Origin of the sequence: Variovorax sp. CF313, assembly GCF_000282635.1 — a bacterium.
Taxonomy (GTDB): domain Bacteria; phylum Pseudomonadota; class Gammaproteobacteria; order Burkholderiales; family Burkholderiaceae_C; genus Variovorax.
In genome coordinates this window covers 85,561-104,707 of record NZ_AKIW01000023.1, presented here as the reverse complement: position 1 = coordinate 104,707, position 19,147 = coordinate 85,561, and the positions used below count along the sequence as shown (strand labels likewise).

Annotated in this window: 19 protein-coding genes; 10 read left to right on the top strand and 9 right to left on the bottom strand. The window is 68.0% G+C overall.

The window, feature by feature from the left end; translation table 11 throughout:
- Window positions 1-63 precede the first annotated feature (63 nt).
- A complete protein-coding gene (locus PMI12_RS07925) occupies window positions 64-981 on the top strand; it encodes an AEC family transporter (RefSeq protein ID WP_193386539.1) in 918 nt (305 codons plus the stop codon).
- 21 nt (window positions 982-1,002) lie between these two features.
- On the opposite strand, the gene PMI12_RS07920 is transcribed toward PMI12_RS07925, so the two are convergent.
- Window positions 1,003-1,755 (bottom strand): sulfite exporter TauE/SafE family protein, encoded by a 753-nt coding sequence (locus PMI12_RS07920; protein ID WP_007830858.1) that lies wholly within the window; start codon window positions 1,753-1,755, stop codon window positions 1,003-1,005.
- Window positions 1,756-1,798: 43 nt separating this feature from the next.
- Window positions 1,799-3,058 (bottom strand): MFS transporter, encoded by a 1,260-nt coding sequence (locus PMI12_RS07915; protein WP_007830857.1) that lies wholly within the window; start codon window positions 3,056-3,058, stop codon window positions 1,799-1,801.
- 89 nt (window positions 3,059-3,147) lie between these two features.
- Here PMI12_RS07915 and PMI12_RS07910 point away from each other — a divergent pair, with 89 nt between their 5' ends.
- The 4 genes from PMI12_RS07910 to PMI12_RS07895 all read left to right on the top strand — a co-directional run bounded on the left by PMI12_RS07910 (window position 3,148) and on the right by PMI12_RS07895 (window position 6,370).
- Window positions 3,148-4,029 carry an AraC family transcriptional regulator gene (locus PMI12_RS07910; protein ID WP_042673022.1) on the top strand — a complete coding sequence of 294 codons (882 nt, stop codon included), beginning with the start codon at window positions 3,148-3,150 and terminating at the stop codon, window positions 4,027-4,029.
- A 62-nt stretch (window positions 4,030-4,091) separates the two neighbouring features.
- Window positions 4,092-4,826, top strand: a complete 735-nt coding sequence (locus PMI12_RS07905) for a phosphatase PAP2 family protein (RefSeq protein WP_157632152.1) — start codon at window positions 4,092-4,094, stop codon at window positions 4,824-4,826.
- Between the two features lie 96 nt (window positions 4,827-4,922).
- Window positions 4,923-5,165 carry an acyl carrier protein gene (locus PMI12_RS07900; protein ID WP_007830850.1) on the top strand — a complete coding sequence of 81 codons (243 nt, stop codon included), beginning with the start codon at window positions 4,923-4,925 and terminating at the stop codon, window positions 5,163-5,165.
- A complete protein-coding gene (locus PMI12_RS07895) occupies window positions 5,162-6,370 on the top strand; it encodes a beta-ketoacyl-[acyl-carrier-protein] synthase family protein (RefSeq protein ID WP_007830848.1) in 1,209 nt (402 codons plus the stop codon). The genes PMI12_RS07900 and PMI12_RS07895 overlap by 4 nt, the downstream gene beginning before the upstream one ends.
- Here the strand turns inward: PMI12_RS07895 and PMI12_RS07890 are convergent.
- A complete protein-coding gene (locus PMI12_RS07890) occupies window positions 6,367-7,254 on the bottom strand; it encodes a LysR substrate-binding domain-containing protein (protein WP_007830845.1) in 888 nt (295 codons plus the stop codon). The two genes, PMI12_RS07895 and PMI12_RS07890, sit on opposite strands and share 4 nt — an antisense overlap.
- A gap of 132 nt (window positions 7,255-7,386) precedes the next feature.
- On the opposite strand from PMI12_RS07890, the gene PMI12_RS07885 reads away from it, so the two are divergent.
- From PMI12_RS07885 to PMI12_RS07870, 4 genes are all read left to right on the top strand, one after another.
- The gene (locus tag PMI12_RS07885; protein WP_007830843.1) at window positions 7,387-8,742 is read left to right on the top strand and encodes a M20/M25/M40 family metallo-hydrolase; all 1,356 of its coding nucleotides are present in this window, start codon (window positions 7,387-7,389) and stop codon (window positions 8,740-8,742) included.
- 88 nt (window positions 8,743-8,830) lie between these two features.
- The gene (locus PMI12_RS07880) at window positions 8,831-9,268 is read left to right on the top strand and encodes a DUF2501 domain-containing protein (RefSeq protein WP_007830841.1); all 438 of its coding nucleotides are present in this window, start codon (window positions 8,831-8,833) and stop codon (window positions 9,266-9,268) included.
- Window positions 9,269-9,432: 164 nt separating this feature from the next.
- Complete coding sequence (locus PMI12_RS07875) at window positions 9,433-11,151, top strand: SulP family inorganic anion transporter (RefSeq protein ID WP_007830840.1); 1,719 nt, start codon at window positions 9,433-9,435, stop codon at window positions 11,149-11,151.
- Window positions 11,152-11,164: 13 nt separating this feature from the next.
- Window positions 11,165-12,049 (top strand): LysR substrate-binding domain-containing protein, encoded by an 885-nt coding sequence (locus tag PMI12_RS07870; protein WP_007830839.1) that lies wholly within the window; start codon window positions 11,165-11,167, stop codon window positions 12,047-12,049.
- A 21-nt stretch (window positions 12,050-12,070) separates the two neighbouring features.
- Here PMI12_RS07870 and PMI12_RS07865 read toward each other — a convergent pair whose 3' ends face one another.
- From PMI12_RS07865 to clpB, 5 genes are all read right to left on the bottom strand, one after another.
- Complete coding sequence (locus tag PMI12_RS07865) at window positions 12,071-12,652, bottom strand: DUF3299 domain-containing protein (RefSeq protein WP_007830837.1); 582 nt, start codon at window positions 12,650-12,652, stop codon at window positions 12,071-12,073.
- 96 nt (window positions 12,653-12,748) lie between these two features.
- Complete coding sequence (arfB, locus tag PMI12_RS07860; protein ID WP_007830835.1) at window positions 12,749-13,156, bottom strand: alternative ribosome rescue aminoacyl-tRNA hydrolase ArfB; 408 nt, start codon at window positions 13,154-13,156, stop codon at window positions 12,749-12,751.
- 16 nt (window positions 13,157-13,172) lie between these two features.
- Entirely contained in the window at window positions 13,173-14,357 is a 1,185-nt protein-coding gene (locus tag PMI12_RS07855) for an acetyl-CoA C-acyltransferase family protein (protein ID WP_007830833.1), read from the bottom strand.
- A gap of 109 nt (window positions 14,358-14,466) precedes the next feature.
- On the bottom strand, window positions 14,467-14,796 hold the full coding sequence (locus tag PMI12_RS07850) for a hypothetical protein (protein WP_237726056.1): 330 nt from the start codon (window positions 14,794-14,796) through the stop codon (window positions 14,467-14,469).
- A 9-nt stretch (window positions 14,797-14,805) separates the two neighbouring features.
- Window positions 14,806-17,427, bottom strand: coding sequence for an ATP-dependent chaperone ClpB (clpB, locus tag PMI12_RS07845; RefSeq protein ID WP_007830828.1), 2,622 nt, complete (start codon window positions 17,425-17,427; stop codon window positions 14,806-14,808).
- Window positions 17,428-17,567: 140 nt separating this feature from the next.
- Between clpB and PMI12_RS07840 the strand changes: the two genes are divergently transcribed.
- Window positions 17,568-18,563 (top strand): Bug family tripartite tricarboxylate transporter substrate binding protein, encoded by a 996-nt coding sequence (locus PMI12_RS07840; protein WP_007830827.1) that lies wholly within the window; start codon window positions 17,568-17,570, stop codon window positions 18,561-18,563.
- A gap of 38 nt (window positions 18,564-18,601) precedes the next feature.
- Here the strand turns inward: PMI12_RS07840 and PMI12_RS07835 are convergent, their stop codons facing one another.
- Window positions 18,602-19,078: a molybdenum cofactor biosynthesis protein MoaE gene (locus PMI12_RS07835; RefSeq protein ID WP_007830820.1), complete on the bottom strand. Its 477-nt coding sequence runs from the start codon at window positions 19,076-19,078 to the stop codon at window positions 18,602-18,604.
- Window positions 19,079-19,147 lie beyond the last annotated feature (69 nt).

Sequence of the window (19,147 nt, the reverse complement as noted above, 5' to 3'; positions counted from 1 at the left end):
CCCGGATGCTAGCGGCTCAGGGGCAGTCCTCGTGCTGTGGATTACCCATGGTCAAGCGGGTTTATCCTCGAAGCGGTGAATTACGCTCAGCTGCTTTTCCCCGACTTCTCCCTCATCGCCATCGGTTGGCTCCTGTGCCGCTACACCGCCCTCGACCGCCGCGTGTGGGACCAGGTCGAGAGCCTGGTTTACTACTTTCTTTTTCCCGTGCTGCTGTTCCACTCGATCGTGCGCAGTCCGCTGGATTTTGGTGCCACGTCGAGCCTGCTCACGGCGGGCGTCGGCGTCGGTGTCTGCGGCATCGCGTTGGCCTACGCCCTGCCCTTCGTTCCGGGCCTGCGCACGCACATCGACCGGCGCGACCACGCGGCCAGCGCACAGATCGCCTTCCGCTTCAACTCGTTCATCTGCCTTGCGCTGGCGGAGCGGCTGGCGGGGTCTGAAGGCCTGCTGCTGATCGCGGTGCTCATCGGCGTTTGCGTGCCCATCTTCAACATCGCCGCCGTGTGGCCGATGACACGGCATGCGCAGACCGGATTCGTGCGGCAGCTCGTGCGCAACCCGCTGATCGTCGCAACGGTGGCTGGCCTGCTCGCGAATGTGCTGGGCCTTGCCGTGCCGACATGGGCGACGCCGACGCTGACGCGCATCGGGGCTGCATCGCTGGCATTGGGACTGCTGGCCGCAGGGGCGGGAATGAAGTTCTCCACGCTGGGGGCAGGCAAGGTGCTGGCCACTTCGGTGCTGGCGATACGGCATCTGCTGCTGCCGCTGGTCGCATGGGGGCTGGCGCTGGCATTGCGGCTGGATGCGACCCAGGCTTCGGTGCTGATGGCTTTTTCGGCTGTACCTACGGCTTCGAGTGCTTATGTGCTGGCTGCGCGCATGGGCTACAACGGGCCCTATGTGGCGGGGCTGGTGACGCTGTCCACCTTGCTGGGTGTCGTGAGCCTGCCGTTTGCCCTGGCGCTGCCCCGGTGAGTACCTTCCCCGAGCACAGGCTTATCCCCGCTGCAACAGGGCGGGCACGGACGAAGCCAGCATGGCCACTCCCGAAGCTGTCAGCAACCCGAGCACCAGCTTGCGGAACGCCACCTCGCTGATCCCGATATACAGCCGCGCACCGAGCAGGACCGGCACCGCGACGGCCAACGCGACCAGGCCCAGCAGCGGCACCACGGAGCGCTCGATGCTCCCGCTGAACACATGCACGGCAAACGCCACCATCAGCATCGACAGATTGAAGTTCTGGATCACTGCGCGCTGCGTGTCGCGCTGAAAGCCGCGCAGCGTGCACCAGAGCGTGGGTATGGCCCCCGAGAACCCACCGATGCCCGCCATCGCACCACCGATGGCGCCGGCCACTCCATCAGCCGCACGCCCACCGAACGAAACCTTCGGCAGATGCTGCGACATCAGCATCGCCGGGCACCACAGCACCAGCAGCACGCCGAGGCATAGCTTGAAAACGACGAGGTCGAGGTGCGGCAGCAGCCAGACACCGAACGGCACTCCCACCAGCCCGCCCAACACGAAGGGCCAGAGAATGTTCCTGTCGAAAGAACGCCGCACGGTCACGGCCGCGATCACCTGCCCCGTGAGCGCCCCGAAAAGCGCAAGCACTGCCGCGAGCTGCGGCTCCAGCGTCCACGCCCAGACCGACATCGCCACCAGCCCGAACGCGAAGCCCGACAGGCCCTGCACGAAGCCCGCCAGCACGGCTCCGGCGATCACGTAGACGTACAAGGCTTGCATGCGGCCGATGATATCGACCGCACTTCAACCAGGAGAGCGCGACTCAGGCCGAGACCGGCACCAGCACGGTACGCCGCACGCGGCGCACATTGAACGCGCTGGCAATCAGCACCCCCTGCACCAGCGCCAGCCCCACGATCACGCTCGTGTACTGCCCATGGTCCATCAGCCGCCCGAACACCAGCGGCGCCAGGGCCTGCCCGATGTCGAGCCCCGCATACACCACGCCGTAGACGCGCCCCGTCGCATTGGGCGGCGTCGACCTCTTCACCAGCAGGTCGCGCGACGGCCCGGCGACGCCCGAGACAAAACCCATGGCGCCGAACAGCACCGGCACCACGATCGGCGGAAAGCTCGCAAACGCCAGCACCAGCGCCAGTGCGGCCGCAATGCCGAAGCCCGCGCCCACGATGCGCTCGCAGCGCGACGGATCGGAAGCCAGGAAGCCCCCTACCACCATGCCCGCCGCGCTCGCGACCATGTAGACCGTGAGGCACACCGCCACCAGCGCCACCGGCACCGCATGCAGGTGCCCGGCGGCCACCGGCGCGAAGGTCTGCACCACGCTGATCACGGCGGCATAGAAGAAGAAGAAACCGAAGCACATCCACACAGCAGGAATGCGCAGGAAGTCGAACTCGCCGCCGACCGGCGCGGGCTCGCCCTGCCCCGTGGCCTTGTGCACGGCCGCCGCGTCGAGCGACAGCACGCTGCGGTACGCCCACAGCACCAGCAACACCACGAGCGCCACGACACCCGCCGAGGCCAGCGCCACGCGCCACGAGTACGCGATGGCGATCGGCACGACGAAGGCCGGCGCCAGCGCCCAGCCCAGGCTGCCGGTGATGCCATGCACGCTGTAGGCGTGGCCCAGCCGCGTCGGCGCGACCTTGCGGTTGAACAGCGTGTAGTCCACCGGATGGAACACGCCGTTGCCGATGCCGCCGACCACCGCGCACACCAGCAGCATCCAGTAGCTCTGTGCCGCGGCGTAGCCGAAAGCCGCCAGGCCCAGCGCGCCCAATCCGACGAACAGCACCGGCCGCGGGCCCAGCTTGTCGACGATGAAGCCCGAGGCCGCCTGCACCATGCACGAAACCACGAAGAACACCGTGAGCACCGCGCCCAATTCGACATAGCTCACGTTGAACGCGTCCTTGAGCCACGGGAACAGCGGCGCCAGGATGAGCTGGCTGAAATGGCTGACCGCGTGGGCCAGACCGACGAGTCCGATCAGCTTGGCGTCGGTGCGCAGGGTCGTGTTGGGAGGAGAAGCGGCGGTCGTTGACGAAGTGGAAGACATGGATTGCTACAAAAAAACGGGGCAGGGACCGATGCTATGCGCCGGGGACGCGGCAGAATGGCGATACAGCGACAACATTTGTCGAAACCATGCCAAGCGCCGCCTCACCCACCTCCAGGAGCACCGTGCCCGCCAGGCCGCGCGGCGCAGCCCCTGCCCCGATCACCAGCGTCGCCTCTCTCACGCCGCACCTCTACGCTCCGGACGCGGTGCGTCCGCTGCGCGCCAAGGAGCACTTCCTGAGCGCGGACACGCTGGTCGAGCTGCACGAGCATCCGTGGCCACAGCTCACTTTCTCCACCCGCGGCGTGATCCGCCTGAGCACGCAGGACGGCAGCTACATCGTGCCGCCCTCGCGCGCGCTCTGGGTGCCGGCCAACATGCCGCACAGCATCACGCTGATCGAGGACGCCGAGCTGCGCACCGTCTACCTGCACGCCTGGATCGCCCCCACCTGGGAAAAATGCGAGGTGCTCGAAATCAGCCCGCTGCTGCGCGCGCTGATGCTCGCGCTCGACACCACGCCCGACGGCCTGCCGCCGTCCGACCCGCATGCACCGCAGCGCGAACGCATGATCGCGCCGCTGCTGATCGACGAAGTGGAGCGCGCCACGCAGATCCGCATCGACGTGCCGCTGCCCACCGACAAGCGCCTGCGCCAGCTTTGCGAGGCGCTGCTGCGCAACCCGGCCGACCGTGCCACGCTGGCCGAACGCGCCGCCACCATCGGCGCCAGCGAGCGCACGGTGGCGCGCCTGTTTCGCGACCAGCTCGGTATGAGCTGGCAGCAATGGCGCCAGCAGGCCGTGATGGCGCATGCGCTGCCGCTGCTGGCACGCGGCATGGCCGTGAGCCAGGTGGCTGCCGCCAGCGGCTATGCCACCGACAGTGCCTTCTGCGCGATGTTCAAGGCGGCCACGGGCCGCTCCCCGACTTCGTTCCAGCACCGCAAGCGCCCTGCCCCCACCTGACACGGCGGGGCATTGCGGGGGATCGTCATGGCGCTCTGGCAAGATCGGCGGCCGACAACACCATGCACTCACCGATCCCTCTGCACATGGCGCCCGACACCGGGCCACCCACCTGGACCGCCGAGATCTGGCTGCGCATCCGCCGCCATTTCCTGCTGAAGGCGGTCGGCACCACGGTCTTCACGTGGCTGTTCTTCATCGGCTATTTCCACCTGCTGCGCAACCCGGCCTTTCCGATCGCGGTGATGCCGCTGACGCCGCTGGACCACCTGGTCCCGTTCCAGCCCTACACGCTGGGCGCGTACCTTTCGCTCTGGGTATATGTGGGCGTCGCGCCGGGCCTGCAGCTCACGTTCCGGGAACTGGTGGTCTACGGACTGTGGATCGGCGCACTCTGCATCACGGGCCTGGGCCTCTTCTACTTCTGGCCGACCCAGATCCCGCCCATGGCCATCGACGCCGCAGGCTACCCTGGCTTCGCGATGCTGCAGGGCGTGGACGCGGCGGGCAACGCCTGCCCCTCGATGCATGTGGCCGTGGCCATCTTCACCGCCATCCGCATCGAGCATGTGTTGCGCGAAGCGCGCACGCCGGCCCTGTGGCGCGTGCTGAACTGGACCTGGTTCGCCGCCATTGCCTACTCGACGCTGGCGGTCAAGCAGCACGTGGCGCTTGACGTGGCGGCCGGCGCGCTGCTAGGCATGGCCTTCGCACTGCCCTCTCTGCGCTGGCGGCCGAAACCGCGTTTGCGAGGGGATGTCCCTCGCGTGGGAGCGGATATCATCGACGCTCACTGACCACACTCACCACTGGCCGACGAGGAAGGGATCGATTCAATGGCACCCGCACAGGGTGGCAATCGATCAGCGGCACATGACGACAGGCATTGCACGATGAGTTCGCTGAAGGAATTGCAGGACCTGATCCACGAGAAGTACGGCATCGAACCGTCGAAGCTCGACCCCCACGCTTCGATGCGGGAAACCGGCGGGCTCGATTCACTCGCCCTCGCGGAATTTCTGTTCGCCATCGAAGACCACTTCGGCATCACCATGCCCGACGAGGACGCGAGCATCGACACCCTGGCCGAACTCGCGCTGCTGGTCGACAAGGTCCGGGCCGCCAAAACCGCGTGAACCACGAGGTCGCCGTCACCGGGCTGGGCGTCATGGCGCCGCATGGCGGCGAGCCCGACACGTTGTTCCAGGCCCTGCTGCAAGGCCGCTCGGCCATCCAGCCGGTCTTTCCGGATCTACCCAAGCCGGCCGCCGCGGCCACCGCGGCCTTCGATGAAACCCGCTGGTTCACCAAGCTGCAGCTCGCAGGCGTCGACCGCGTGAGCCAGCTGGCCGTGGCCGCCGCCGACATGGCGATGCGCGACGCGGGCCTCGGCATCGCCGACACCGATCCCGAGCGCGTGGGCGTCTTTGCCGGCTGCGGCATGGGCGGCGCCGCGGCGCTCGAAGCGGCCTACCGCGGCAACGGCCGCGTGTCGCCTCTCACGATTCCCGCCTTCATGCCCAATGCGCCGGCCGCCCATGTGGCGATGCGCCAAGGCGTGCAGGGACCGGTGCTCACCTACTCCGTCGCCTGTGCCTCTTCTTCGGCTGCGATCGCCGAAGCGGCCAAGGCCGTGCAGCGTGGCGAGGTCGACGTCGCCATTGCCGGCGGCAGCGAAGCGCTGATCGTGCCGGGCGTGGTCGTGGCCTGGCAGGCCATGCAGACGCTGGCCACCTTCCAGCCCGGCGAAGCGGCCGGCGCGGTGCGGCCCTTCGCCACCGACCGCAGCGGCTTCGCGCTCGGCGAGGGCGCGGCCTTCCTGATTCTCGAATCCGCCGAGCGCGCACGCGCCCGCGGCGCCCGCCGCTACGCCACGCTGGCCGGCTGGGGCCTGAGCAGCGACGCCACCCATCTCACCAAGCCCGACGCCCCGGGACAGGCCCGCGCACTGCGCGCCGCACTGCGCCAGGCCGGCCTGCAGCCGCGCGACGTGGGCTACTGCAATGCACACGGCACGGCCACGCGCATCGGCGACGTGGTCGAGCGCAATGCGCTGGCCGATGTGTGGGGCGACCATCTCGACGCGCTGCGCGTGAGCTCGACCAAGGCGCTGCACGGCCACATGCTCGGCGCGGCGGGCGCGATCGAAGCGCTCGTCACCGTGCTGGCGCTGCACCAGCGGCAGCTGCCGCCCAATGCAAACTGCCGCGAGATCGATCCGGACTGCAGCCTGAACCTCGTGACGCCGAACGAATCAGCGACGCCCTTGCTCGAGGCCGCCATCAGCAATTCGTTCGCCTTCGGCGGCACGAACTCCGTGCTGCTCTTTCGCCGCGCCTAGGCAGCCGCCGCGCAGAGCCATTCCACGAAAGCGCCGACCAGCGGATCGTCCGTGCGGCTCGGCGCCACGAACACGCTGTAGCCCCGGCTCGACGGCGCCCTGTGCGGGCAGGCCAGCAGCAGTTCGCCCGAGCGCAGTTCACGCTCGACGAAATACTCGGGCACCAGCCCCACGCCCAGGTCGGCACGCACTGCGGCAACGAGCGAAGAGAACAGATCGAAGCGATGCCCCGCCACCAGGTTCTCGGGCGGCCGCGCATGCGCCGTCTGCCCGAACCATTCCTCCCACGCGCCCATGCGCGTGCGCAGCTGCAGCAACGGCACCGAGCGGAAGTCACCGCGCGCCATCGCCGGGCGCCCCTTCGCTTTCGGCGAGCACACCGCAACGCAGGACTCGCCCATCAACGGCAGCGCATTCGCGCCGGGCCAGACCGCATCGTCGTACTGCACGCCCACGTCGAAGGGCATGTCCTCCATGTAGAGATGCGTCGGGAACACCTGCAGGTGCAGGCTGCAGCCCGGGTGCCGGGCGATGAACTCCGGCAGCCGCGGCGTCAGCCAGCCCTCGGCCAGCACCGGCACCGCGCCCACCAGCAGGCGCAGGCCGTCGGCACGCTGCGCCATGGCTTCGAGCGTGTGGTTCTGCAGCCGCAGCAGGTCGCCCGAAACCTGGCCGTGATAGCGCCGCCCGGCCTCGGTCAGCTCGGTGCCGCGCGCCGTGCGCTGCACCAGCCGCACACCGATCTGCGACTCCAGCAGGCGCAGCTGCTGGCTCACCGCGCTGTGCGTGAGACACAACTCCTCCGCAGCCTTGCCCACGCCATGGTGGCGCGCCACCGCGTCGAAGATCAGCAGCGCGCGGGTGCTGGGGATGTGGCGGCGCATGGCGAGCCTCGTTAGAAAAACTGACAACGCCAAAGATTAAACCAGAGCGCGTGGCTAACACAGCCATAAGAATCGTCGGCGACGCCGCGCCGGCGTCGCCAACCCGGCTTCACTCCCAAGGACATCCCGACCATGCCCCGCCCCATGTCACTTCGCCTCGCCCCGCTCGTCCTCGCCCTGGCCTCCACGGCCGCAGGCCTCGCGCATGCCCAGACCGGCGCCGTCGCGGCCACGCCGACGCAGGTGCGCCCCGAAGTCGACAAGGCCTACACGCAGTTGATGGCATCGCCCGCCATCCAGAAGCTGCTCGACGCGGTCAGGGCCGACCACGAGCGCTCGGTCGAAGACCTGAAGATGCTCACCGAGATCGAGGCGCCGCCATTCAAGGAACAGAAGCGCGCCGAAGCCTTTCTCGCGCGCATGAAGGCCCTCGGCCTGGCGGACGCGAAGATCGACGCCGAAGGCAACGTGGTCGGCCTGCGCAAGGGTACGGGCAACGGGCCGAAGCTGCTGATCTCCGCGCACCTCGACACGGTGTTCCCCGCCGGCACCGACGTGAAGGTGAAGGAGCGCGACGGCAAGCTCTACGCGCCCGGTATCTCCGACGACACGCGCGGGCTCGCCGTGCTGCTGTCGTGGCTCAAGGTGCTCAACGACAACAAGGTCCAGACCGTGGGCGACCTGCTGTTCGTCGGCAACGTCGGCGAGGAAGAGCTCGGCAACCTGCGCGGCATCAAGGCCGTCTTCCGGGACAACCTCGACATCGACGGTATGGTCGGCCTCGAGCCCGCGCCCGACGGCACGGTGCTGATGCTGGGCACCGGCAGCCACCGCTACGAAGTGAGCTTCAAGGGCCCGGGCGGCCACAGCTACGGCGCCTTCGGCCAGGTGCCCAGCGCCATCCACGGCATGGGCCGCGCCATCGCGAAGATCGCCGAGATCCGCACGCCGAGCTTCCCGAAGACGACCTTCACCGTCGGCACCGTGGGCGGCGGGACCTCGGTCAACACCATCGCGCCGGATGCGCGCATGGCGGTCGACATCCGCTCCGACGAAATGGCACCGCTGCTGGAGACCGAAAAGAAGATCCTCACGGCCATCGACGAAGCCGTGGTCGAGGAAAACAAGCGCTGGAACGTCAACACGCTGAGCGTGAGCGCCAAGCTCATCGGCGACCGTCCGGGCGGCCGCACGCAATCGGACACCGTGATCGTCGAGGCCGCCACGCGCGCGAACAGCGCCTTCGGCCACAAGACGCTGCTGAGCGGCGCGAGCACCGACGCGAACGTGCCTATGTCGCTGGGCATCCCCGCCATCATCATCGGCGGCGGCGGCAAGACCGGCGGCTTCCACGCGCTGTCCGAGTGGATCGACGTGACCGACGGCTGGAAGGGTGCACAGAACTCGCTGGTGACCGTGCTGGGCCTGGTGGGAGTGCAGGGCACCAGCACGCCCTTGCTGGAAAAACGCGCTCCACGCTCGAAGTAGGCCGGTGCACGCCGATGGGCTGCGGCCCCCAAGGTCTCCGGTATGCTGGTGGCCGCTTTCCACCATACAGACCTACAGGAGGCTCCCCGTGCACGCCCGCTCCACCTTCATCGCCCTTGCCCTGCTCGCCGCGGGCATTTCGGCACATGCCAACGACCTGTTCGACCAGCTGAAGGAGAAAGCCGGCGAGGCCGCCAGCGCCAATTCGCAAGGTGGCAGCGGCTCCTCGCTCGGCAACCTCGGCTTCAAGATGCCCGCCATCGGCTCCAGCACCGTCGGCAACGCGGCCGGTGTGCTGCAGTACTGCGTCAAGAACAACTACCTGGGCGGCGACGCGGCCTCGGTGAAAGACAAGCTGCTCGCCAAGATCACCGGTCAGAAGCAGCAGGAGACCGGCTTCGCGAACGGCGCCAAGGGCCTGCTGAAAGGTGGCGACGGCAAGTCGCTGAACTTCAAGCTCTTGTCGTCAAAGGTCAAGACCAAGGCCTGCGACTACGTGCTCAAGAACGCGACCTCGCTCATCTAGACACCCCCATGCTTCGCGCACTGCGTGTCGCTTCGCACACCCCCTCCCCGGGGGCAATGCCAGCGGCCCGGCAAAGCCGGTTCCGCGGCATCCCCCGACTGGCCGCGTAAGCTCCCTGTGCCAGCGCAGCATTCCAGCGCCGTTGCGCGTGCCATCCGTCATTCATGAATCCGGCTACAACCTCTCCTTCCCTGCGCCAGCGCCTCTCTCGCTGGGTTCCCTGCTTCGCCTGGCCGCGCCCTTCCGCCGCGCTGCTGCGCAACGAGGCGATGGCCGGCATCACTGTGGCGCTGATGGTGATCCCGCAAGGCGTGGCGTATGCGGCGCTGGCGGGCATGCCGCTGGTGACGGGGGTGTACGCGGCCCTGTTCCCCGCGCTGATCGCGGTGATGTTCAGTTCGTCGCAGCGGCTGTCGGTCGGGCCCACGGCGCTCACCAGCCTGCTGGTCGGCGCCTCGCTCGCGCCGCTGGCGGTGGCAGGCAGCGCCGAATGGGTGGCGATGGCGGTGTGGCTCACGCTGATGTCGGGCGCCATCCAGATCGTGCTGGGCGCGGGGCGCTTCGGCTGGCTGCTGCGGCTGGTCAATTCGCCGGTGCTCATCGGCTTCACGCAAGGCGCGGCGGTGCTGATCGCCATCTCGCAGCTGCCGGCGCTGCTGGGCTTCACGGGGCGGACCATTGCGCAGGTGCTGCGCGGCGGCCCGCTGCCCGACCTCGTGGCCATTGCCTTCGGGCTCGGCAGCATCGCGGTGCTGTGGCTGGGCAAGCGCCTGCTGCCGCGCTTTCCGACCACCATGGCGCTGGTGGCCGGCGCGGCCGCCATCAGCTGGCTCGTCGACTACGCGCTGCGCGGCGGTGCGGTGGTGGGCAGCCTGCCTTCGGGCCTGCCCTCGCTTTACTGGCCCGGCCTGCTACCCATGAGTACCTTCAGCGCGCTGGTGCTGCCGGCGTTGATGATCACGCTCGTGAGCTTCCTCGAAACCGCGTCGAGCGCCAAGGTCGACAACGCGCGCGCCGGCACGCTGTGGAACGAAAACCAGGATCTGATCGGCCAGGGCCTCGCCAAGCTGGCCTCGGGCTTCACGGGCGGGTTTCCCACCAGTTCGTCGTTCTCGCGCTCGGCCATCACGCTCTATGCGGGCGCGCAGACCGGCTGGGCCACGCTGTTCAGCGTGGCAGTGGTAGCCGGTGCGCTGCTGTGGCTGATGCCGCTGCTGTACCACGTGCCGCAGGCAGTGCTGGCGGCGGTGGTGGTCACGGCCATCCTGGGGCTGGTGAAGCCCGCGAGTTTCACGGCGCTGTGGCGCATCTCGCGCATCGAGGCCGGCATTGCCTTCGGCACTTTCGTGCTGACCATCGCGACCGCACCGAGCATCTACTGGGGCGTGCTCGGTGGCCTGCTGGCGAGCATGGCGCACTACATGTACCGCCACCTGCATCCGCGCATCATCGAGGTGGGCCTGCACCCCGACGGCAGCCTGCGCGACCGCAACCTCTGGAAGCTGCCGCCGCTGGCGCCGCAGCTCTATGCACTGCGCATGGACGCCGAACTCGACTTCGCCTCGGCCTCCACGCTCGAACGCGCGCTCACGGTGGCGCTGGCCGAGCGGCCCGATCTCACCGACGTGTGCCTGTTCGCGCAGCCCATCAATCGCATCGACATCACCGGCGCCGAAGTGTTCGGCTCGATCCGCCGGATGATGGAAGCCAAGGGCATCCGCCTGCACCTGAGCGGCCTCAAGCTGCCCGCGATGCAGGTGCTGGAGCGCGCCGGCCTGCTGGCGCCGGGGCCGATGCTGTTCAGCTACCGCACCGACGGCGAGGCGCTCGCGGCGCTGATGCCGCGCATCGACGAGTCCGAGGAACAGGAAGCCGCCGCCTGACCCGCCAGCGCCCATGAAGTCCACCATCGAAGAACTGGTCGCGTTCCGCACGGTGGTGGACACTGGCTCGATCACGGCCGCGTCCGAACAGTTGGCGCAAACGGTCTCGGGCATCAGCCGCGCCTTGAGCCGGCTCGAACAGAAGCTCGACACCACGCTGCTGCGCCGCACGACGCGGCGGCTCGAACTCACGGAGGAAGGCGCGGCCTTCCTGCAGCGCACGCGCGCCATCCTCGACGCGATCGACGACGCCGAAGAGCAGATGGCCGCGCGCCGCCAGCAGCCGGCCGGGCGCCTGCGCGTGAACGCGGCCTCGCCCTTCATGCTGCACGCCATCGTGCCGCTGGTGCCGGAGTTTCGAAAGCTCTACCCGCAGATCAGCCTCGAGCTCGACACAGACGACCTGCCCATCGACCTGCTGGAGCGCCGCACCGACATCGCGATCCGGATCGGCCCGCTGCGCGACTCCACGCTGCATGCGCGCCCGCTCGGCACGCACCGCCTGCGCGTGCTCGCGAGCCCTGCGTACCTCGAGGCACACGGCAAGCCGCGCAAGGTAAGCGACCTCGCCGAACACGTGCTGCTGGGCTTCACCCAACCCGAGTCGCTGAACCGCTGGCCCCTGCGCGGCGTGCATGGCGACGAATGGAACATCGCGCCGACGCTGATGGCATCGAGCGGCGAAACGCTGCGCCAGTTGGCGCTGGCCGGCGTGGGCGTCGTCTGCCTGTCGGACTTCATGACCGGTGCCGACCGCACAAGCGGCGCGCTGGTGCAGGTGCTGGCAAAGGACACGGCGGACGTGCGCCAGCCGGTCAACGCGGTGTACTACCGCAACACGCAGCTGTCGGCGCGCATCACTTCGTTCCTGGATTTCCTGTCGCAGCGCATGGCCTGAGTGCGCAAGCGGCGGCGCTGCTTACTGCGCCTGCTTCGCGACGAAGCGCTCCACGGACGCCGACTTGATCTCGTAGCCGCTCACGCCCATGTCTGCCGACGAGTAGCGCGCCGCCTTCAGTGTGCCGCTGACGTACGCCGTGTCCATCGCGTGCAGGCCCTTCACGGCGGCAGGCGCGATCACGTGCACGATCTGGTTGGCGGGCGGCGGCGGCGTGTGGATGCAGGCGCCGAAATACGGCACCAGCAGGAATTCGCGAATGCCGTCCTGCGCAGCGTCGAGCGGCACGACGAAGCCCGCGAGCTTGGCCGCCTTGCCGTCGAGCGCCACGTTGACCGGAGCGTTGTCCCAGACAGCACGCATCTCGTCGAGCATCTGGATCGCGCGCGGATCGTTGTCGCGCAGCGCTTCGAGGCTGATGTTGCGGTAGCGACTGGTCGGGTCCCAGCTCTTGGGAATCAGCTCTTCCCACTTGAGTTCAGGGGCCGCGGCCGTGCTCGTGCCCTGCATCGCCGCTGTCCCCGGACCGCAGCCGGTCAGGAGTGCCGCGGCCGGCGCCAGCAGGAGCACAGCCAACACGGCGCGCGAAAAGAACCTTCTCATGACCGCGATTCTGCTTGGGAGATGTTTCAGACCCGTACAGCAGGGCCTTTTGCACTCAATTCGCCTCAGATCAGACGAGTTCAGCCGAATGCGCGCTCAGTCGCGTACCGGCCCGCGCAGGCTCTTGATCTGCGAACGCTGGCTCTTGCCCTCGAGGCGGCGCTGCTTCGAACCATAGGTCGGCTTGGTGGCGCGCCGCACGCGCGGCGGCATGGCCACGCTGTCGACCACCGCCTGCAGGCGCGTGAGCGCATCGGCGCGGTTCATCTCCCGCGTGCGGTGCTGCTGCGCCTTGAGCACGAACACGCCTTCCTGCGTGATGCGGCTGTCGCGCAGCGCGAGCAGACGCTCCTTCACGTCGGCCGGCAGCGAGCTCGCATGGATGTCGTAGCGCAGGTGCACCGCGCTCGACACCTTGTTGACGTTCTGCCCGCCCGCGCCCTGCGCCCGGATGGCGCTGATCTCGACTTCGTCGGGGTCGATCAGGAGGGGTGGGTGGAACATGCGCGCGAGTGTGCCTTCAAACGCGTTCGAACACGGCCGCGATGCCCTGGCCGCCGCCGATGCACATCGTGACCAGTGCATAGCGGCCGCCGGTGCGGTGCAGCTCGGCAATCGCCTTCGTCGTGATGATCGCGCCGGTCGCACCGACGGGGTGGCCCAGCGAAATGCCCGAGCCGTTCGGGTTCACCTTGGCCGCGTCGAAGCCCAGCTCCTTGATGACGGCGCAGGCCTGCGCCGCAAAAGCTTCGTTCGACTCGATCACGTCGAAGTCGCCCACCTTCAGGCCCGTGCGCTCCAGCACCTTGCGCGTGGCCGGCACCGGGCCGATGCCCATGTACGCGGGCTCGACGCCCGCATGCGCATAGCCCACCAGCCGCGCCAGCGGCTTCAGGCCCAGCGCCTTCACGCGACCGCCTTCGGCCAGCACCACGGCAGCGGCGCCGTCGTTGATGCCCGAGGCATTGCCAGCGGTCACGAGGCCGTCCTTCTTGAACGCGGGCTTCATCTTCGACAGCGCCTCGACGGTGGTGTCGGCGCGCACGTGCTCGTCGGTGTCGAACAGCAAGACGCCCTTGCGCGTCTTCACCTCGACCGGAACGATCTGCTCCTTGAAGCGGCCCGCCGCGATGGCGGCCGCCGCGCGCTGCTGGCTGGTCACGGCCAGTTCGTCCATCTGCTCGCGCGTGATGCCGTAGCGCGCGGCCACGTTCTCGGCGGTGATGCCCATGTGGATCTTCTCCCACGGGTCGTGCAGGATGCCCAGCATGTAGTCGACCAGCACCGCGTCGCCCATGCGGGCGCCATAACGGGCCGATGTGTCGAAGTACGGGCCGCGGCTCATCGACTCCGAACCGCCGCCGATGGCGATGTCACAGTCGCCCAGCGCGATGGCCTGGGCCGCCGACACGATGGCCTGCAAGCCCGAGCCGCAGAGGCGATTCACGTTGAAGGCCGGCGTCTCGATCGGGCAGCCTGCGTCGATGGCAGCCACGCGGCTCAGGTACGCATCCTTCACGTCGGTGGGAATCACGTTGCCCATCACCACATGGCCGATGGCATCGGCGGCCACGCCGCTGCGCTCGATGGCGGCCTTGACGGCGGTGGTGGCCAGCTGGGTGTTGGGCACGTCCTTCAGCGCGCCGCCGAAGGTGCCGATGGCGGTGCGGGCGGTGCCGACCACGAAGATGTCGCGTTGGGTCATGGAATGTCTCTCCTGGATGAAAGCGAAAGCCGCGGTCAGCGGCGGCGGCAGGAGGACGATTCTGACGGCGAACGGCGCGACGGGTGGTCACGCCGGGAACACCGGGGCCTCAGCCGCGCGAAACCGGCTTCGGCGCCACGTCGGTCACGTCGCTGGCGCTGCCGCGAATACGCACCGGGCGCTCCACCGATTCGCCACGCGCCCGCGCATTGGCCACGTCGGCGGCCGTCGGCTCGGCCGGCGGTGCCGCATGGCGAAATTTATCGAAGCCCGAGCGCGGGTTGAAACGCATGACCCAGGGCGTCACGGGCTTGCCCGTGAGACGCCCCCAGGCGTAGCGCACACCCCACACGGCCGCCAGCAGCATGACCGCCACGGCCAGGCTGGCCGCGAAGACCAGTCCCAGAAGCAGAAGAATGACGCGAAAAATGAAATTCATCATCCGACTTTAGGCCGAAGCGGCCGCCGTTGGTTCCCCTGCCTTGCCGAAGGAGAACTGTCCGGGCGACCGGATCGGATCGGTCGTGACCTCGATCGTGTCCTTCGGCCCAAAGCTGCCGTCCAGCAGCAGCTTCGACAGCGGGTTCTCGATGCGCTGCTGGATCGCGCGCTTCAGGGGCCGCGCACCGAACACCGGGTCGAAGCCGACCTTGGCGATCTCCGCCAGCGCCGCCGGCGACACTTCCAGCCCCAGGTCCATCTTCGCGAGCCGCGCCTGCAACACCTTGAGCTGGATCGCAGCGATCGATTCGATGTTCTTCGCGTCGAGCGCATGGAACACGACCGTCTCGTCGATGCGGTTCAGGAACTCGGGGCGGAAGTAGTTCTTCAGCTCGTCCCACACCGCTTCCTTGATCTCTTCCGAGGGCTTGCCCACCATGGCCTGGATGATGGGCGAGCCGATGTTGCTCGTCATCACGATCACGGTGTTCTTGAAGTCCACCGTGCGGCCCTGGCCGTCGGTCAGGCGCCCATCGTCGAGCACCTGCAGCAGCACGTTGAACACGTCGGGGTGGGCCTTTTCGACTTCGTCGAGCAGCACCACGCTGTAGGGCTTGCGGCGCACGGCTTCCGTGAGGTAGCCGCCCTCCTCGTAGCCCACGTAGCCCGGCGGCGCACCGATCAGGCGGGCGACCGAGTGCTTCTCCATGAACTCGCTCATGTCGATGCGGATCAGGTGGTCCTCGCTGTCGAACAGGAAGCCCGCCAGCGCCTTGCACAGCTCGGTCTTGCCCACGCCCGTGGGGCCGAGGAACAGGAACGAGCCGGTCGGGCGGTTCGGATCGGACAGGCCCGAGCGCGAGCGGCGGATCGCGTTGGCGACCGCGCCGATGGCCTCGTCCTGGCCGACCACGCGCTCGTGCAGCTTGTCTTCCATCACGAGCAGCTTGTCGCGCTCGCCCTGCATCAGCTTGGCGACCGGAATGCCGGTGGCGCGCGCCACGACCTCGGCGATCTCTTCGGAGCCGACCTGGGTGCGCAGCAGCGTGGGCGCGCTGGACTTGCCTTTGCTCGCCTCGCTGGCCTCGGCTTCCTTCAGGCGCTTTTCGAGCGCGGGCAGCTGGCCGTATTGCAACTCGGCGACCTTGTTGAAGTCGCCCTTGCGCTTCCATTCCTCGATCTGGAACTTGATCTTGTCCACGTCCTCGCGCACCTGCGCGCTGCCTTGGGCCTGGGCCTTCTCGGCCTGCCAGATCTCGTCGTAGTCGGCGATTTCCTTCTGCAGCTTCTCGATCTCGCCTTCGATCAGGCCGAGGCGCTTCTGCGAGGCCTCATCCTTCTCGCGACGCACGGCTTCGCGCTCGATCTGCAGCTGGATCAGCCGGCGGTCGAGGCGGTCCATGACCTCTGGCTTGGAGTCCATCTCGATCTTGATCTTGGCCGCGGCCTCGTCGATCAGGTCGATGGCCTTGTCGGGCAGGAAGCGGTCGGTGATGTAGCGGTCGGACAGCTCGGCCGCGGCCACGATGGCCGGGTCGGTGATCTGAACGCCGTGGTGCACTTCGTACTTCTCCTGCAGGCCGCGCAGGATGGCGATGGTGGCTTCCACGCTGGGCTCGCCCACGATGATCTTCTGGAAGCGGCGCTCCAGCGCGGCGTCCTTCTCGATGTACTTGCGGTATTCGTCGAGCGTGGTGGCACCCACGCAGTGCAGCTCGCCGCGCGCGAGCGCGGGCTTGAGCATGTTGCCTGCGTCCATGGCACCTTCGGCCTTGCCGGCGCCGACCATGGTGTGCAGCTCGTCGATGAAGACGATGGTCTGGCCTTCGTCCTTCGCGAGCTCGTTGAGCACGGTCTTCAGGCGTTCCTCGAACTCGCCGCGGAACTTGGCGCCCGCCAGCAGCGCGGCCATGTCGAGCGACAGCACGCGCTTGCCCTTGAGCGACTCGGGCACTTCGCCCGCGACGATGCGCTGCGCGAGGCCTTCGACGATGGCGGTCTTGCCCACGCCGGGTTCGCCGATGAGCACGGGGTTGTTCTTGGTGCGGCGCTGCAGCACCTGGATGGCGCGGCGGATTTCCTCGTCGCGGCCGATGACCGGATCGAGCTTGCCCAGGCGGGCGCGCTCGGTGAGGTCGAGGCAGTATTTCTTGAGGGCTTCGCGCTGGCCTTCGGCATCGGCGCTGTTCACGCCCTGCCCGCCGCGCACGGCGTCGATGGCCGATTCGAGCGACTTGCGGCTCAGGCCGTTTTCCTTCGCGATCTTGCCGACGTCGGCCTTGCTGTCGGCCAGCGCCAGCAGGAAGAGTTCGCCGGCGATGAACTGGTCATTGCGTTTGAGGGCTTCCTTTTCGGTGGCCTGAAGCAGCTTGCCGAGCTCGGGGCCGACCTGCACGATGTCGTGGCCCTGCACCTGCGGCAGCTTCTTGATGGCGGCCTCGGCCGCCTGCGTCAGGCCAGGGACGTTGACGCCGGCACGCTCCAGCAGCGCGCGCGGGCCGTCGTCCTGGCGCAGCATCGCGAGCAGCAGGTGGGCCGGCTCGATGTAGGCGTTGTCGTTGCCCAGTGCGAGCGTCTGGGCGTCGCCCAGCGCTTCCTGAAATTTGGTGGTGAGTTTGTCTTGTCGCATGGTGGTATTCCTGCATCCAAAATAGGGCTGTTCGGGCACGATTCAAGGCTGCCGGCTAAGCCGGTGCCGTGGGCACGGCTATTGCACAAGATCCGTTTTCCCTGCCCGTAGGCATTTCTCTCTCTCGAATGGAGTCGATCATGGTTTTTTCAATGCAGCGCGTTCAACCGGTGCGCCGGGCGATCAGCGTGGGCCTCTTTCTAGCCGTCATGGGCCTGTCCGGCCTTGCGCAGGCGCAAAGCGGCACCCCCATCCGCCTGCTGGTGGGCTTCCCCGCCGGCGCCGGCAGCGACGCCATTGCACGCACGCTGGGCGAAAAACTCAAGGACGTACTGGGCGTGCCGGTGGTGGTCGAGAACCGCGCCGGCGCGGGCGGGCAGATCGCCGCGACGGTGCTGAAGTCTTCGTCGGCCGACGGCCACACGCTGTTCCTGTCGCACGACCACACCATCTCGATCCTGCCGCAGGTGGTGAAGAACCCGGGCTTCAACCCCGCCACCGACTTCGTGCCCGTGGCCGGCTTCGCCACCTTCGCCAACGTGCTGGCGGTGTCGGGCGGCACGCCGGCCAAGAGCATCGACGAGTACGTGAAGTGGGTTCGCACGCAGAAGGGCGGCAAGGAGACCATCGGTATCCCGGCGCCGGCCTCGATCCCCGAGTTCCTGGTGAAGATGATCTCGGACAAGTACAAGATCGACGTGCAGCCCGCCCCCTACCGCGGCAGCGCGCCGATGACGGCCGACATGCTGGGCAACCAGATCACCGCGGGCATCGCCTCGGTGCCGGACTTCATCGAGAACCACAAGGCCGGCAAGCTGCGCATCGTGGCCTCCATCGGCGCCAAGCGCCAGGCCGTGATCCCGAACGTGCCGACCTTCACCGAGCTGGGCTTCTCGAACCTGGAAGACCTGCCCTACTACGGCATCTTCGCGCCGGTCGGCACGCCGCAGCCGATCATCGACAAGTACGGCGACGCGCTGCAGAAGGTGCTGGCGATGCCCGACGTGAAGCAGAAGCTGACGACAATGGGGCTGACGGTCGGCTACGAGCCGCAGGGCCAGTTCGCGGGCCGCGTGCGCACGTATACGCAGACGTGGGAGCGGATCATTCAAGCGAGCGGCTTCAAACCCCTCTGACCTCTTGCTCCCTCTCCCCCTCGGGGAGAGGCAACAAGTCAGGCGTTCGGGGCGCTGATTCCCCAGCGCGCCAGCGCCGCGTCGTCGGCCACGCGCGCATCCACCCAGCGGGCGCCTTCGGGCGTCTGCTCTTTCTTCCAGAAAGGCGCCTGGGTCTTGAGGTAGTCCATCAGGAATTCGCAAGCCTCGAAGCTCTGGCCGCGGTGCGCCGACACCACCGCCACCATCATGATCTGGTCCAGCGGCTGCAGCAGGCCCACACGGTGGATCACGCGCGCGCCCAGGATGTCGAAGCGCTTGTGCGCCTCGTCGATCATGGCTTCGATGGCCTTCTCGGTCATGCCGGGGTAGTGCTCCAGCTCCATAGAGGCGACCGCGCTGCCGTCGTTGCGGTCGCGCACGGTCCCCACGAAACTGCAGACGGCGCCCACGCGCTTGTCGCCGGCACGCAACGCGGCGACCTCCTGGCCCAGGTCGAAATCGGCTGTCTGGATCGAAACACGCGCAACGCTCATGTCCGGATTGTGGCATCGCGATAGACTGCGGCAATGCCTTGCCTCGCCACGCTTTTCACAGTGCTTTCG